The sequence below is a fragment of the Micromonospora coerulea genome (assembly GCF_016598485.1).
In the GTDB taxonomy this organism is placed as follows: domain Bacteria; phylum Actinomycetota; class Actinomycetes; order Mycobacteriales; family Micromonosporaceae; genus Micromonospora; species Micromonospora coerulea.
In genome coordinates this window covers 160,239-174,634 of sequence record NZ_JAEMUW010000016.1, presented here as the reverse complement: position 1 = coordinate 174,634, position 14,396 = coordinate 160,239, and the positions used below count along the sequence as shown (strand labels likewise).

The 14,396-nt window shown below is 72.9% G+C and carries 13 protein-coding genes; 8 read left to right on the top strand and 5 right to left on the bottom strand.

All coding sequences use genetic code 11. The annotated features are described in order from the left end of the window. Positions 1–77 precede the first annotated feature (77 nt). On the bottom strand, positions 78–1,934 hold the full coding sequence (gene recQ, locus I8N68_RS21210; RefSeq protein WP_200212795.1) for a DNA helicase RecQ: 1,857 nt from the start codon (positions 1,932–1,934) through the stop codon (positions 78–80). Between the two features lie 192 nt (positions 1,935–2,126). Between recQ and rapZ the strand changes: the two genes are divergently transcribed. The 8 genes from rapZ (at position 2,127) to I8N68_RS21170 (ending at position 9,175) form a co-directional block, all read left to right on the top strand. Beyond that, positions 2,127–3,035 (top strand): RNase adapter RapZ, encoded by a 909-nt coding sequence (gene rapZ, locus I8N68_RS21205; protein WP_200212846.1) that lies wholly within the window; start codon positions 2,127–2,129, stop codon positions 3,033–3,035. Next, positions 3,032–4,027, top strand: a complete 996-nt coding sequence (locus I8N68_RS21200) for a gluconeogenesis factor YvcK family protein (protein ID WP_200212790.1) — start codon at positions 3,032–3,034, stop codon at positions 4,025–4,027. Before rapZ ends, I8N68_RS21200 begins: the two co-directional genes overlap by 4 nt. Positions 4,028–4,081: 54 nt before the next feature. Beyond that, positions 4,082–5,062 carry a DNA-binding protein WhiA gene (gene whiA / locus I8N68_RS21195; protein ID WP_200212777.1) on the top strand — a complete coding sequence of 327 codons (981 nt, stop codon included), beginning with the start codon at positions 4,082–4,084 and terminating at the stop codon, positions 5,060–5,062. 263 nt (positions 5,063–5,325) lie between these two features. Next, positions 5,326–6,330 carry a type I glyceraldehyde-3-phosphate dehydrogenase gene (gene gap, locus I8N68_RS21190; RefSeq protein ID WP_200212766.1) on the top strand — a complete coding sequence of 335 codons (1,005 nt, stop codon included), beginning with the start codon at positions 5,326–5,328 and terminating at the stop codon, positions 6,328–6,330. Beyond that, entirely contained in the window at positions 6,327–7,550 is a 1,224-nt protein-coding gene (locus I8N68_RS21185) for a phosphoglycerate kinase (protein ID WP_200212762.1), read from the top strand. Before gap ends, I8N68_RS21185 begins: the two co-directional genes overlap by 4 nt. Further along, a complete protein-coding gene (gene tpiA, locus I8N68_RS21180) occupies positions 7,550–8,341 on the top strand; it encodes a triose-phosphate isomerase (RefSeq protein ID WP_200212760.1) in 792 nt (263 codons plus the stop codon). The genes I8N68_RS21185 and tpiA overlap by 1 nt, the downstream gene beginning before the upstream one ends. 95 nt (positions 8,342–8,436) lie before the next feature. Beyond that, a complete protein-coding gene (gene secG, locus I8N68_RS21175) occupies positions 8,437–8,697 on the top strand; it encodes a preprotein translocase subunit SecG (protein WP_109944112.1) in 261 nt (86 codons plus the stop codon). Positions 8,698–8,830: 133 nt separating this feature from the next. Beyond that, positions 8,831–9,175, top strand: coding sequence for an RNA polymerase-binding protein RbpA (locus I8N68_RS21170; protein WP_200212758.1), 345 nt, complete (start codon positions 8,831–8,833; stop codon positions 9,173–9,175). A 48-nt stretch (positions 9,176–9,223) separates the two neighbouring features. Here the strand turns inward: I8N68_RS21170 and pgl are convergent, their stop codons facing one another. From pgl to I8N68_RS21150, 4 genes are all read right to left on the bottom strand, one after another. Beyond that, positions 9,224–9,994, bottom strand: a complete 771-nt coding sequence (pgl, locus tag I8N68_RS21165) for a 6-phosphogluconolactonase (RefSeq protein WP_200212756.1) — start codon at positions 9,992–9,994, stop codon at positions 9,224–9,226. 131 nt (positions 9,995–10,125) lie between these two features. Continuing rightward, on the bottom strand, positions 10,126–11,142 hold the full coding sequence (locus tag I8N68_RS21160) for a glucose-6-phosphate dehydrogenase assembly protein OpcA (RefSeq protein WP_200212754.1): 1,017 nt from the start codon (positions 11,140–11,142) through the stop codon (positions 10,126–10,128). A 22-nt stretch (positions 11,143–11,164) separates the two neighbouring features. Next, a complete protein-coding gene (zwf, locus tag I8N68_RS21155; RefSeq protein ID WP_200212752.1) occupies positions 11,165–12,715 on the bottom strand; it encodes a glucose-6-phosphate dehydrogenase in 1,551 nt (516 codons plus the stop codon). A gap of 2 nt (positions 12,716–12,717) precedes the next feature. After that, positions 12,718–14,364 (bottom strand): phosphoglucose isomerase-related protein, encoded by a 1,647-nt coding sequence (locus I8N68_RS21150; protein WP_200212750.1) that lies wholly within the window; start codon positions 14,362–14,364, stop codon positions 12,718–12,720. Positions 14,365–14,396 lie beyond the last annotated feature (32 nt).

Below are 14,396 nucleotides of genomic sequence, written 5' to 3'. Positions count from 1 at the left end.
AGCTGACCGGCATTAACAACGAAAGGGCCGACCCCCACGGGGTCGGCCCTTTCGCCGTCTACCGGCGATGAATCGCGTCAGGCGGAGGCGGCGGCGTCCTCCGCGAGGACCGTGAGGATCTGCTCGCCGTACTTGGCCAGCTTGTTCTCGCCCACGCCGTTGATCCGGGACAGCTCGGCCAGTGTGGCGGGCGCGTCGGTGGCGATCTGCCGGAGGGTCGCGTCGTGGAAGATCACGTACGCGGGCACACCCTGCTCCTTGGCGGTGGCCGCCCGCCAGGCGCGCAGCCGCTCGAAGACCGAGGTCGCGGCCGGATCCAGCGCGGCGACCACGGTGGCCGCGCCGCGCGGCTTCGCCGACCGGCTGGACGCGGGCCGCTCGGGCTCGCGGCGCATGGTCACGGTGCGCCGGCGGCCGAGCACCTCGGCGCTCGCCTCGGTCAGCGCCAGCGTGCCGTAGTCGCCCTCCACGGCGAGCAGCCCCTCGGCGAGCAACTGCCGGACCACGCCCCGCCACTCGGCCTCGCGCAGCTCATTGCCGATGCCGAAAACGGTCAGCGAGTCGTGGCCGTACTGGCTGATCTTGTCGGTCTGCTTGCCGAGCAGGATGTCGATGCAGTGCCCGGCGCCGAACCGCTGGTTGCGCTCGCGGTCCAGCCGGAAGACGGTGGAGAGCAGCTTCTGCGCGGCGACCGTGCCGTCCCACGACTCCGGCGGGCTGAGGCAGGTGTCGCAATTGCCGCAGGCGGCGCTCCCCGTCTCGCCGAAGTACTCGAGCAGCTGGACCCGCCGGCACCGGACCGTCTCGCAGAGCGCGAGCATCGCGTCCAGGTGAGCGGCGAGGTTGCGGCGGTGCGCGAGGTCGCCCTCGGATGTCTCGATCATCTTCCGCTGCTGGACCACGTCCTGGAGCCCGTACGCCAGCCAGGCCGTCGACGGCAGGCCGTCGCGGCCGGCGCGGCCGGTCTCCTGGTAGTAACCCTCGACGGACTTGGGCAGGTCGAGGTGGGCGACGAAGCGGACGTCCGGCTTGTCGATCCCCATCCCGAAGGCGATGGTGGCCACCATGACCAGGCCGTCCTCGCGCAGGAAACGCTGCTGGTTGGCGGCGCGGGTCGCCGCGTCCAGGCCGGCGTGGTACGGCAGGGCGGGGACGCCGTTCTGCACGAGGAACTCGGCGGTCTTCTCCACCGAGGCGCGGGAGAGGCAGTAGATGATGCCGGCGTCGCCCGGGTGCTCGTCGCGCAGCAGGGCCAGCAGCTGCTTGCGCGGCTCCCGCTTCGGCACGATCCGGTACTGGATGTTGGGCCGGTCGAAGCTGGCCACGAAGTGCCGGGCGTCGGTGAGCTGCAGCCGGGTGGCGATCTCGGTGCGGGTGGCGCTGGTGGCCGTGGCGGTCAACGCGATCCGCGGCACGCCCGGCCACCGTTCGTGCAGCATCGAGAGGTTGAGGTAGTCGGGGCGGAAGTCGTGCCCCCATTGCGACACGCAGTGCGCCTCGTCGATCGCGAAGAGCGCGATGGTGCCGCGTTCCAGCAGCTGGAGGGTGGACCGGACGGCCAGCCCTTCCGGGGCGAGGTAGAGCAGGTCCAGCTCGCCGGCGAGGAAGGCCCCCTCGACCCGCCGCCGCTCGGCGAGGTCCTGCGTCGAGTTGAGGAAGCCGGCCCGCACGCCGACCGCGGTGAGCGCGTCGACCTGGTCCTGCATGAGGGCGATCAGCGGGGAGATCACCACCGCCACGCCGTCGCGGACCAGCGCGGGGATCTGGTAGCAGAGCGACTTGCCGCCACCGGTCGGCATCAGCACCAGCGCGTCGCCGCCGGCCACCACGTGGTCGACGACCTGCTGCTGGGAGCCGCGGAAGGCGTCGTAGCCGAACACCCGCCGGAGCACCTGCCCGGCGTCCTCGGTCCGCACATCGGTGGGGGAGACCATTGGCGCAGTCTACGAGCGTCCCCCGACACCCCGGTGGTACGAACCGGACAAGGGGGTGTTCCGGTCGTCACCCCGTGGAATCGCGGACCGGGCCCCAGCCGTTAGAGTCGCTGATTGACCACGCGCGGCCGACCGGGCCGCGGCGCCACGGCTTGGGGGTAGCGGGTGAGCGAGGCGCGGACGACGGCGGACCTGGGGCCGGCGGACACGACGGTGGCCGGGCAGCCGGCGCCGGCCGAGGTGGAGACGAGCCTGGTGGTGGTGACCGGGCTGTCCGGCGGTGGCCGGAGCACGGTCGCCCGGGCGCTGGAGAACGTCGGCTACTACGTGGTCGACAACCTGCCGCAGGCGCTGATGCTGGACATGGCGGAGCTGGCCTTCAAGGCCGGCGGCGCCGCCCGGCGTACGGCGATGGTGTTGGACGTCCGCTCGCGCGCCTTCTCCACCGACCTGGCCGGGGCGATCCGGGAGCTGAAGGAGCGCGGTTTCTCCCCGCGGGTGGTCTTCGTCGACGCCGACGACGAGGTGCTGATCCGCCGGTTCGAGAGCGTCCGGCGCTCGCACCCGTTGCAGGGCGAGGGGCGGCTGGCCGACGGCATCGCCGTCGAGCGCGCCCTGCTGGAGGAGGCTCGCGACCAGGCCGACGTGATCATCGACACCAGCCATCTCAACGTCAACCAGCTCCGGCGCCGGGTCGAGGAACTCTTCGGTGGCGAGGACGCCCGCCGGCTGCGCATCACCGTGCTCTCCTTCGGGTTCAAGTACGGACTCCCGCCGGACGCCGACTTCGTGATGGACGCCCGGTTCCTACCGAACCCGTACTGGGTGCCCGAACTGCGCGAGCACACCGGGCGGGAGGAGGCCGTCAGCTCGTACGTGCTGGGCCAGGAGGGCGCGGACGCCTTCGTGGCCGGGTACGCCGACCTGGTCAACGCCACCACCGGCGGTTTCGAGCGGGAGGGCAAGCGCTACCTGACCGTCGCCGTGGGGTGCACCGGCGGCAAGCACCGCAGCGTCGCCATCGCGGAGGAACTGGCCACCCGGTTGCGCCAGTCCGGCATCGCCGCCAACGCGCAGCACCGGGACCTGGGGCGGGAATGATCCCGACGAAGGTGGTCGCCTTCGGCGGCGGGCACGGCCTGTCGGCGTCCCTGCGGGCGCTGCGGCACTGCGTACCGGAGCTGGATCTGGACATCACCGCGGTGGTCACCGTCGGCGACGACGGCGGCTCCAGCGGCCGGCTGCGCGCCGAGCGCGGCGGGCTGCCCCCGGGCGACCTGCGGCAGGCCCTGGTCGCGCTGGCCGGCGATCACCCGGCCACCCGGCGCAGCGCCGGGCTCTTCCAGCACCGCTTCGCCGCCGTCGGCGCCGGCGCGGCGGCGACCGGAGGAGCGGGGGCCGCCGATCCGCTGGCCGGGCACGCGGTGGGCAACCTGGTCCTCTGCGGCCTGATGGAGCTGCTCGGCGACCCGGTGGCCGCGCTCGACCACGCCGCCGTCATGCTCGGCGCGGTCGGCCGGGTGCTGCCGATGTCCCGGCAGCCGGTCGGCATCGAGGCCCACGTGCGCGGCGCCGACCCGGACCGTCGGAACGAGGTACGCGTGCTGCGTGGCCAGCACCAGGTCGCGGTCACCACCGGGCGGGTCGAGTCCCTGCGGCTCACCCCGGCGGCGCCGGCGGCCTGCGCGGAGGCGGTGGCCGCCGTCTACGACGCGGACTGGCTGATCTTCGGGCCCGGCAGTTGGTACACCAGCGTGCTGCCGCACCTGCTGGTGCCCGGGCTGGCCCACGCCATCGTGTCGAGCCCGGCCCGACGGCTGGTCACGCTCAACCTGGTGGCCGAAAAGGAGACCCTCGGACTCTCCCTGGCCGACCATTTGGCCACCCTGCGGCGCTATCTGTCCGAATTGAAGGTGGACGTGGTGCTGGCGGACTCCAGGGCGGTGGGTGATCCTGAAGCGGTGCGACGTGCGGCAGAATCGCTTGGTGCCCGGCTGGCCCTCGCTCCCGTCGCCGTCACCGACGGCACGCCCCGCCATGATCCGGCCGCCCTGGGCGCCGCGCTGGTGCCTGTCCTGGGCGCCGATCGTTAAGCACGTACGTAATCACCGGCGACACGCCGGTACGGGTCCGTGGAGGGGCGCAGAATGGCGATGACAGCCGCGGTCAAGGACGAGCTGAGCCGGGTCGACGTGCCCAAGCCCTGCTGCCGGCGGGCGGAGATGGCCGCCCTGCTGCGCTTCGCCGGTGGGCTGCACATCGTTTCCGGGCGGGTCGTGGTCGAGGCCGAGCTGGACACCGGCGCGGTGGCCCGGCGGCTCCGGCGGGAGATCGCCGAGGTCTACGGCTACCCCAGCGAGATTCACGTGCTCGCCTCCGGCGGGCTGCGCAAGGGCAGCCACTTCATCGTGCGGGTGGTCAAGGACGGCGAGGCCCTCGCGCGGCAGACCGGCCTGCTCGACGTGCGGGGCCGCCCGGTGCGGGGCCTGCCGCCGCACGTGGTCGCCGCCAACGTCTGCTGCGCGGTCTCCGCCTGGCGCGGCGCGTTCATGGCGCACGGCTCGCTCACCGAGCCGGGCCGCTCCAGCGCGCTGGAGATCACCTGCCCCGGCCCGGAGTCGGCGCTCGCCCTGGTCGGCGCGGCCCGCCGGATCGGCATCGTGGCCAAGAACCGCGAGGTGCGCCAGGTGGACCGGGTGGTGGTCAAGGACGGCGACGCGATCGCCGCGCTGCTCACCCGGATCGGCGCCCACTCCAGCGTGCTGGCCTGGGAGGAGCGCCGGGTCCGCCGCGAGGTCCGGGCCACCGCTAACCGGCTGGCGAACTTCGACGACGCCAACCTGCGCCGCTCGGCCCGCGCCGCGGTGGCGGCGGCAGCCCGGGTCACCCGCGCGCTGGAGATCCTCGCCGAAGACGCCCCGAACCACCTGACCTCGGCCGGCCGGCTGCGGCTGGAGCACCGGCAGGCCTCGCTGGAGGAGCTCGGTGCCCTCGCCGACCCGCCGCTGACCAAGGACGCCATCGCCGGGCGGATCCGCCGGTTGCTGGCGCTGGCCGACAAGCGGGCTCGCGACCTGGGCATCCCGGATACCGAAGCGGCCGTCACGCCGGACATGCTCGTGGTCTGATAGGACGGTGAGGCGCCAGCAGGCGAGCGGGATCACGACCCGCCGCAGCGCGGCGGCGCACGCTCGGATAGGGTCGCTGCGTACGGCAAGGAGGCCGGCACAGGCACCCCTCGCCGTGCTCACCGCCTCGGGCGGTCAGGTCCACAGGACCGCGGCGGGGTGGCCGAGATGAACCGTCAACGGCCGGCTCCAACGGTCGGCGAACACACCTCCGCCGGCCCGGGTCTGACGCCGGCGGACCAGAACGCGAGGAGATGGGACCTGTGACCATCCGGGTTGGCATCAACGGCTTCGGCCGGATCGGCCGTAACTTCTTTCGGGCAGTGCTGGCGTCCGGCGCTGACGTCGAGGTCGTCGCGGTCAACGACCTGACCGACAACGCGACGCTCGCCCACCTTGTCAAGTACGACAGCATCCTGGGTCGCCTCCCGCACGAGGTGAAGGCCACCGCTGACGAGATCACCGTGGGCGGCAGGACCATCAAGGCGTACGCCGAGAAGGACCCGGCGAAGCTGCCGTGGGGCGAGGTCGGCGCCGACGTCGTCATCGAGTCCACCGGCTTCTTCACCGACGCCAGCAAGGCGAAGGCGCACATCGACGGCGGGGCCAAGAAGGTGATCATCTCCGCCCCGGCGAAGAACGAGGACGTCACGGTCGTCATGGGCGTCAACCACGACCAGTACGACCCGGCCAAGCACACAATCATCTCGAACGCCTCGTGCACCACCAACTGCCTCGCCCCGATGGCGAAGGTCCTGCACGACACGTTCGGCATCCAGCACGGTCTGATGACCACCATCCACGCGTACACCCAGGATCAGAACCTCCAGGACGCGCCGCACAAGGACCTGCGCCGGGCCCGCGCCGCCGCGCTGAACATCGTCCCGACGTCGACCGGCGCCGCCAAGGCGATCGGCCTGGTGCTGCCGGACCTCAAGGGCAAGCTGGACGGTTACGCGCTGCGGGTGCCGATCCCGACCGGCTCGGTCACCGACCTGACGGTCAATGTCGGCCGGGAGACCACGGTGGACGAGGTCAACGCCGCGCTGAAGGCCGCCGCCGACGGTCCGCTCAAGGGCATCCTGGTCTACAACGAGGACCCGATCGTCTCCACGGACATCGTCACCGACCCGGCGTCCTGCATCTTCGACGCGCCGCTGACCAAGGTCGTCGGCAACCAGGTCAAGGTCGTCGGCTGGTACGACAACGAGTGGGGCTACTCCAACCGCCTGGTCGACCTGGTCAAGCTGGTGGGTTCGTCGCTGTGAGCATCCGGACCCTCGACGACCTGCTCGCCGAGGGGGTCTCGGGTCGGCGCGTGCTGGTGCGCGCCGACCTGAACGTCCCGCTCGACAAGCAGACCGGTGACATCACGGACGACGGGCGCATCCGGGCGGTCCTGCCGACGCTGGGCGCGCTGGTGCAGGCCGGCGCCAAGGTGGTCGTCTGCTCGCACCTGGGCCGCCCGAAGGGCGCGCCGGACCCGCAGTTCAGCCTCGGCCCGGTCGCCGGACGGTTGGGCGAGCTGCTCGGCGCGCCGGTGCACTTCGCCACCGACACCGTCGGCGACTCCGCCCGGTCCACCGTGGAGGGGCTGGCCGACGGCCAGGTAGCGCTGCTGGAGAACCTCCGGTTCAACAAGGGGGAGACCAGCAAGGACGATGCCGAGCGGGGCGCCTTCGCCGACCAGCTCGCCGCCCTCGGCGACGCGTACGTGGACGACGCCTTCGGCGCGGTGCACCGCAAGCACGCCAGCGTCTTCGACGTGCCGGCGCGGCTGCCGCACGTCGCGGGCCGGCTGGTGCTGCGCGAGGTCGAGGTGCTGAGCAAGCTGACCAGCGAGCCGGAGCGCCCGTACGTCGTGGTGCTCGGTGGCTCCAAGGTCTCCGACAAGCTGGCGGTGATCGAGGCGCTGCTGCCGACGGTCGACCGGCTGCTCATCGGCGGCGGGATGTGCTTCACCTTCCTCAAGGCCCAGGGCCACGAGGTGGGCAGCTCGCTGCTGGAGGAGGAGATGGTCGAGACCTGCGGCAACCTCCTGCAGCGGTCCGAGGGCAAGATCATGCTCCCGGTCGACGTGGTGGCCGCGACCGCCTTCGCCCCCGACGCCGACCACGACGTCTTCCGCGCCGACGGCATCCCGAGCCACCGGGTGGGTCTGGACATCGGTCCGGAGACGGTGGCCGGCTTCGCCGCCGCCATCAAGGACGCCGCGTGCGGCGAGCCGGGCGGCGCGCAGACGATCTTCTGGAACGGCCCGATGGGCGTGTTCGAGATGGCCGCGTTCGCCAACGGCACCCGCGGGGTGGCCGAGGCGATCGCCAAGTCCGACGCGTTCACGGTGGTCGGTGGCGGTGACTCCGCCGCCGCGGTGCGCGCGCTGGGTCTGGACGAGTCGTCCTTCAGCCACATCTCCACGGGTGGCGGCGCCTCCCTGGAGTACCTCGAGGGCAAGACCCTTCCCGGCATCGCGGCACTGGAGGACTGATGGCGGGCGTCACCCGCCGGCCGCTGATGGCCGGCAACTGGAAGATGAACCTGAACCACCTCGAGGCCAACCTGCTGGTGCAGAAGTTGGCCGCGAGCCTGACCGAGCAGCAGCTCACCGCCGTCGAGACGGTGGTTCTGCCACCCTTCACCGACCTGCGCACCGTGCAGACCGCGGTGGACGGGGACAAGCTGCTGATCGGCTACGGCGGGCAGGACCTGTCGCCGTACCAGGCCGGCGCCTACACCGGAGACATCTCCGGGGCGATGCTGGCGAAGCTGGGCTGCACGTACGTGGTGGTCGGGCACTCCGAGCGGCGCGCGTACCACTACGAGGACGACGCGATCGTCAACGCGAAGGTGGCGGCGGCGCTGGCCAACGGGCTCACCCCGATCCTGTGCATCGGTGAGGGCCTGGAAATCCGCGAGCAGCTCAAGCACGTGCCGCACTGCTGCGACCAGCTCGACGGCGCGCTGAAGGGGCTGACCGCGGAGCAGGTCGCCAAGGTCGTCGTCGCGTACGAGCCGGTCTGGGCGATCGGCACGGGCAAGACGGCCACGCCGGAGAACGCCCAGGAGGTCTGCGGCGAGGTGCGCAAGCGCCTGGTGCAGACCTTCCACGAGGGCGCCGCGCAGCAGGTCCGGATCCTCTACGGCGGGTCGGTCAAGGCGTCGAACATCGCCTCGATCATGGCCCAGCCGGACGTGGACGGGGCCCTGGTGGGCGGGGCGAGCCTGGACGCCGAGGAATTCGCGCAGATCTGCCGGTTCCCGGAGCACATCGCTCGCTGACGGCTCGCTATTCTTGACTCCGCCCGTCCGCCGGCCGGTGCCGCGTGCCCGACCTGCCCGGGCAGATGATCGCTACGAGAGGACTGACCCCAGCCATGCCGATCGCGTTCGCGTACACGTTGATCGTGTTGTTGATCATCACGAGCATCCTGCTCACCCTGCTGATCCTGCTGCACCGAGGTAAGGGCGGCGGGTTGTCGAGCATGTTCGGCGGCGGTGTCAGCTCCAGCCTGGCCGGCTCCTCGGTGGCCGAGAAGAACCTCGACCGCTACACCGTTCTGGTGGGCATCGTCTGGTTCGCGTGCATCGTCGGGATCGGTCTGTGGCTGCGGCTGCAGATGAGCAGCGGCGCCTGAGCGAGCCCGTCTGGTCGTACAATCTGCGCGCGGTCCGTCACGACGGGCCGCGCGCAGTTCTTTTTCCGCTGCACCGCGTCGCCCACCGCCCGCCCGAGCGGTGGTCCCCTGACGTCGACAGGAGCGAGCAGCCGTGCCGAGTGGCAACGTCATCCGTGGCGCCCGGATCGGATCCAGGCCCGAGCGGCCGACCGAGCGGTCCGCGCCCGCCCCGCGCCGGGCGGTCGCCTACTGGTGCCGCAACGACCACCAGGTGGAGATCCTCATCGCCGCCGAGGCGGAGGCGCCGCCGGTCTGGGACTGTCCGCGCTGCGGGCAGCCCGCCGGGCCGGACGCGCAGAACCCGCCGGGCCGGGCCCGGACCGAGCCGTACAAGTCCCACCTGGCGTACGTGAAGGAACGGCGCACCCCCGAGCAGGGCGAGGCCATCCTCGCCGAGGCCCTGGCCGCGCTGCGCCAGCGCCGCGGCGGCGGCTGAGACGCGCGAGCCCCGGCCCCCACGGGACCGGGACTCGCCGTCCGTCGTTCAGCGCAGGCTGCGCAGCCGCGGCGGCACCTCGGCCGCCGCCGCCCGGTCCAGCAACCAGAGGGTACGACCGACGCCGTGCACGCCCGCCGCGGGCAGCTGCACCGGCCCCGCCCCGGCCAGGGCCATGCCGACCGCCCGGGACTTGTCGGCCCCGCTGGCCACCAGCCAGACCTCCTCGGCGGTGTTGATCGCCGGCAGGGTGAGCGTGGTCCGCACCGGTGGCGGCTTGGGGCTGCCCCGGACGGCGCTGACCGGCCGGTTGTCGTGGTGCACCGGGTGCTCCGGGAAGACCGACGCGACGTGCCCGTCCTCCCCGACGCCGAGCATCAGCACGTCGAAGTGGGGCAGCGCCGCGTGCCCCGGCCGGGCGGCCCGGGCCAGCTCCTCGGCGTACCGGGCGGCGGCCGCCTCCGGGTCGTTGCCGGCCGGCCCGTCCGACGGCGGCATCGGGTGGATCCGGGCCGGGTCCAGCGGCACGACGTCGAGCAGTGCCGCCCGGGCCTGGGTTTCGTTGCGCTCCGGGTCACCGGCCGGCAGGAACCGCTCGTCACCCCACCAGACGTCGACGCGGGCCCAGTCCACCGCGTCCCGGGCCGGCAGCGCCGCCACCGCCCGGTACACCGCCGCGGCGATCCGCCCACCGGTCAGCACCACCGACGCCTGGCCCCGGTCCGCCTGCGCGTCCAGCAGCTTCACCACCAACCGGGCCGCCACCGCCTGCGCCAGCAGGTCGGCGTCGGCATGTACGGCGACACTCGCCTCACTCATGTTGTGCCTTCGTTTCCCGACCGCTCTCGCGCGGTCCCTGTTCGTGTGCCCGGGGGCCGGTCGGCCCGTCCGTCGCGCCTGCCCGCCGGCGTGGCGCGAGCCGGCGCCGGCCCCACTCCACGCGGACCGGATCAGGGGGTCGCGCTGGTGCCGGCGTGCGCGGTGACGCCGGCCTCGGCCCGCTGGGCGGTCGCCGGATCCTTCCACACGTGCACCCGGGTGGCGGGACGCTGGTCCAGTCCGGTCAGGCCGGCCATGGCCCCCAGCGCCTCGGCGTAGACCTGGTCGGCGTCGAGCCGGCGCAGCTCCTCGGCCAGCTCGTCGCCGAGCGGCCGGCGGACCAGCGGCAGGGTCCGATCCTCCTGCCCGGTAACCCGGAAGATGGCGATGTTGTCCTCCCGGGTGAGCGTCAGCGTATCGCCGTTGGCGCAGCGCAGCTGCACCTCCCGCAGCCGGGGGTGCTGGGAGGTGTACTCCCAGACCGGGTCGATGCCCAGCCGGGCGGCCAGCCAGCTGCGCATCAGGGCCGCCGTCGGGTCGCTCCGCGGCGCCACGACCGTCGCCTCGGTGACCCGGGCCTGGGTGGTGTCGAACGCCCCGGCGACCAGCGTGCGCCACGGGGTGATCCGGGTCCAGGCCAGGTCGGTGTCGCCCGGGGCGTAGTCCGCGGCCCGCTGCTTCAGCGCGGCTACCGGGTCGCTGGCCTGCGCCGCGTCGGTGATCCGCCGGTCGGCGACCACACCGAGGAAGTCGGTGGCGATCTCGGCCGGCGGCTCGCCGTGCCACCAGGTGACCACCGGCACGTCCGGCACCAGCAGCGGCATGACCACCGACTCGGCATGCAGGGCGAGCCGGCCGTACATCCGGGTCACCACCGCCTCGCACGGGCCGAGCCGGCCGCCGACGACGATCTCCGCGTCCAACCGGTTGCGGTCCCGCTCGACGTCCGAGCGGACCACCACCAGGATCCGGCACGGGTGGGCCGCGGCGGCGATCGTCGCCGCCGCCTCCGCCTCCCGGACGCGCTTCTCGTCCACCACCACGACCAGGGTGAGCGCCATGCCGCTGGCCACCCCGCCGGCGCTGCGTCGCTCCGCGGCGAGCGCCTTGACCACCTCGTTGCCGGTGGTGTCCCACAGCCCGATCAACGGATCCTCCAGCTCTGTTCGGTCATGCCCGCCGCCAGGCCCGGCCCTCGCGGGCCAGCATCTCGTCGGCGGCCCGCGGTCCCCACTCACCGGCCCGGTACGGCTCCGGCTTCGTCCCCGCCCAGGCGTGCTCCAGCGGGTCCACCACCTGCCAGCTCTGCTCCACCTCGGCGGCGTCCGGGAAGAGCGTCCGGTCGCCGATCAGCACGTCCAGCACCAGCCGCTCGTACGCCTCGGGGCTGGACTCGGTGAACGCCTCGCCGTACTGGAAGTCCATCGCGATGTCGCGGACCTCCATGGTCGTGCCGGGCACCTTGGAGCCGAACTTGAGCACCACGCCCTCGTCGGGCTGGACCCGGATGACGAGCTGGTTGGGGCCGAGTGACTCCATGTCCGCCTGGTTGAACGGCAGGTGCGGCGCCTTCTTGAACATGATGGCCACCTCGGTGACCCGCCGGGGCAGCCGCTTGCCGGCCCGGATGTAGAACGGCACCCCGGCCCACCGCCGGTTCTGGATGCCCAGCCGGACCGCCACGTACGTCTCGGTGGTGGAGTCCGGCGGGACGCCCTCCTCCTCCAGGTAGCCGACCGCCCGCTCGCCGCCGACCCAGCCGGGCAGGTACTGGCCGCGGACGGTGTCCGCGGCCACGTCCTGCGGCACGGTGATCGCCTTGAGCACCTTGAGCTTCTCGGTCCGGATCTCGTCGGCGTCGAAGCTGGTCGGCTCCTCCATCGCGACCAGGGCGAGGAGCTGCAGGAGGTGGTTCTGCAGCACGTCGCGGGCGGTGCCGACGGTGTCGTAGAAGGCGGCGCGGGTGCCGATGCCGACGTCCTCGGCCATGGTGATCTGCACCGAGTCGACGTACTTGGAGTTCCACAGCGGCTCGAAGAGGTTGTTCGCGAACCGCAGGGCGAGGATGTTCTGGACCGTCTCCTTGCCCAGGTAGTGGTCGATCCGGAAGACGTCCTGGCGGGTGAAGACGTCGTCGACCAGGTCGTTGAGTGACTTCGCCGAGGGCAGGTCGTTGCCGAACGGCTTCTCCACCACGACCCGCCGCCAGCCGCCGGACTTGGCGTTGTCGGCCATGCCGGTGCGGGCCAGCTGCTTGAGCACCACCGGGAAGGCCGCCGGGGGGATGGAGAAGTAGAAGGCGGCGTTGCCCGAGATGCCGTGGGTGTCGTGCAGCTCGTCCAGCGACGCGTGGAGCTGGTCGAACGCGGCGTCGTCGTCGAACGAGCCGCCGACGAACTTGATGTTGCCGGCCAGCCGCGCCCATACCTCTTCCCGCCACGGGGTCCGGGCATGCTTCTTCGCCGCCTCGTGGGCCAGCGACTCGAAGTCGCCGTCACCCCAGTCCCGCCGGGCGAAGCCCAGGACCACGAAACCGGGCGGCAGCAGACCCCGGTTGGCCAGGTCGTAGACCGCCGGCAACAGCTTCTTGCGGGCCAGGTCCCCGGTCACCCCGAAGATCACCAAAGCGCACGGCTCCGGGATCCGCGGCAGCCGCCGGTCCTGTGCGTCGCGCAGCGGGTTCACGCCGCCTCCTCGCTCCGCTCGGTTCACGTCATTCATCGTCACGTCCGTGTCCGTCCGGCCGCTTCCAGCAGCTGGGCGACGCCCGTCGCCCGCTCGGTCAGGTGCAGCCGCAGCACCGGTCGCTGCCGGCCGGCCAGGGCCTGCCGGTCGCCGGCGGCCTGGGCCGCCTGCAGCTCTCCGAAGGTGTACGGGCGGCCCGGCACCGGCAGGTCCTCGGCGACCGCACCGGTCACCTGAAGGTACCTACCGACCTGGGGGCCACCCTTGTGGTACTGGCCGGTCGAGTGCAGGAAGCGCGGCCCCCACCCGAAGGTCACCGGCCGGCCGGCCGCCGCGAGCAGCGGGCGCAGCCCGGCCAGCGCCGCGTCGGCCTGCCGGTCGAGGTACGCCATGACCGCCAGGTACCCGTCGTCGCCCAGCCCGTCCAGCAGCCACCGCAGCGCGCCGACCAGGTCGCCCGGGGCGGCCGGCGGCGCGTACACCTCGATCGCGCCCTCGACGAACGACGGCGTCTCCGCCGGTACCCCGGCGGCCAGGATCCGGTTGGTGTTCTCCTTGCTCTCGGCGACGTTCGGCTGGTCGAACGGGTCGACGCCGAGCACCACCCCGGCGATCGCGGTGGCGTACTCCCAGGTCAGGAAGTGCGCGCCGAGCGGTCCGTTGACCGCCACGTCCGGGCTGCCGCCGCCGCCGGGCACGTCCCCGGCGGCCAGCGCGCCGCCGTACGCGACGGTGAGCACGTCCGGGCCGGTGGCGCCCGGCGCCTGCGGGGACTCCAGCACCACCGGGAGGATGCCGAGGCCGGCCTTGCCGGTCGACTCGGCGAGCAGCTGCTCGACCCAGTCGCCCAGCCCGTCGATGCCGGTGCCGTCCGGCACCAGGGCGACCTTGTCGCGACCGGTGGTGGCGGCCGCGGCGAGGGCGACCCCCAGTGCCAGGCCCGGGTTGTCCCGGTCCCGGCCGAGCGACCCGGCCAGCGCCTCGGCCTGGTCGAGCAGTTCCATCACCTCGGCCCCGGCGAGCGCCGACGGCACCAGGCCGAATGCGGTCAGCGCCGAGTACCGGCCGCCCACCTCGGGATCGGCGAAGATGGTGACCACGCCCATCTCGGCGGCGGTCTGCGCCAGCGCGGAGCCCGGGTCGGTGACCGCCACGAAGTGCCGGGCGGCTTCCGCCTCGGTCATCCCGGCGTTCAGGAACGCCTGCCAGTAGGCCCGCCGGTGGCTGTCGGTCTCGACCGTCAAGCCGGACTTGCTGGAGATCACCACGACGGTCCGCTCCAGCCGGTCGGCCAGCGCCGCCCGGACCTGCCCCGGGTCGGTGGTGTCCAGCACGGTCAGCGGCCGGCCCAGGGTCCGGGTGATCACCTCCGGGGCGAGCGACGAGCCGCCCATCCCGGCGAGCACCACGTGGTCGAGGTCTTCCAGCTCCGCGGTCAGCTCGGCGAGCTGGGGGAGGAGTTCCCGACTGCGCCGGTGGGTGTCCAGCCAGCCCAGCCGGATCTTCGCCGTCGCCTCCGCCTCCGGACCCCAGAGGGTGCGGTCCTTCGCGGCCAGCGCGGCGGGGACGCCCCGGGCCACCAGGGCGTCGCGCACCGACGCCGGCGCGGACCGGTCCACCGGGTCGGCGCCGTACACGGCCAGCCCGGCGGACGCGTCCGCCGGGCCGGCCAGCAGATCGCTCACCTCGCCACCCCCGCGGGGACGGAGTGGCGCGT

What these genes read in the sequence shown, in the direction of transcription:
- recQ (WP_200212795.1), bottom strand. Translation starts at nt 1,934, where the DNA reads ATGGTCTCCCCCACCGATGTGCGGACCGAGGACGCCGGGCAGGTGCTC.
- whiA (WP_200212777.1), top strand. Translation starts at nt 4,082, where the DNA reads ATGGCGATGACAGCCGCGGTCAAGGACGAGCTGAGCCGGGTCGACGTG.
- pgl (WP_200212756.1), bottom strand. Translation starts at nt 9,994, where the DNA reads ATGAGTGAGGCGAGTGTCGCCGTACATGCCGACGCCGACCTGCTGGCG.
- zwf (WP_200212752.1), bottom strand. Translation starts at nt 12,715, where the DNA reads ATGAATGACGTGAACCGAGCGGAGCGAGGAGGCGGCGTGAACCCGCTG.
- tpiA (WP_200212760.1), top strand. Translation starts at nt 7,550, where the DNA reads ATGGCGGGCGTCACCCGCCGGCCGCTGATGGCCGGCAACTGGAAGATG.
- secG (WP_109944112.1), top strand. Translation starts at nt 8,437, where the DNA reads ATGCCGATCGCGTTCGCGTACACGTTGATCGTGTTGTTGATCATCACG.
- I8N68_RS21200 (WP_200212790.1), top strand. Translation starts at nt 3,032, where the DNA reads ATGATCCCGACGAAGGTGGTCGCCTTCGGCGGCGGGCACGGCCTGTCG.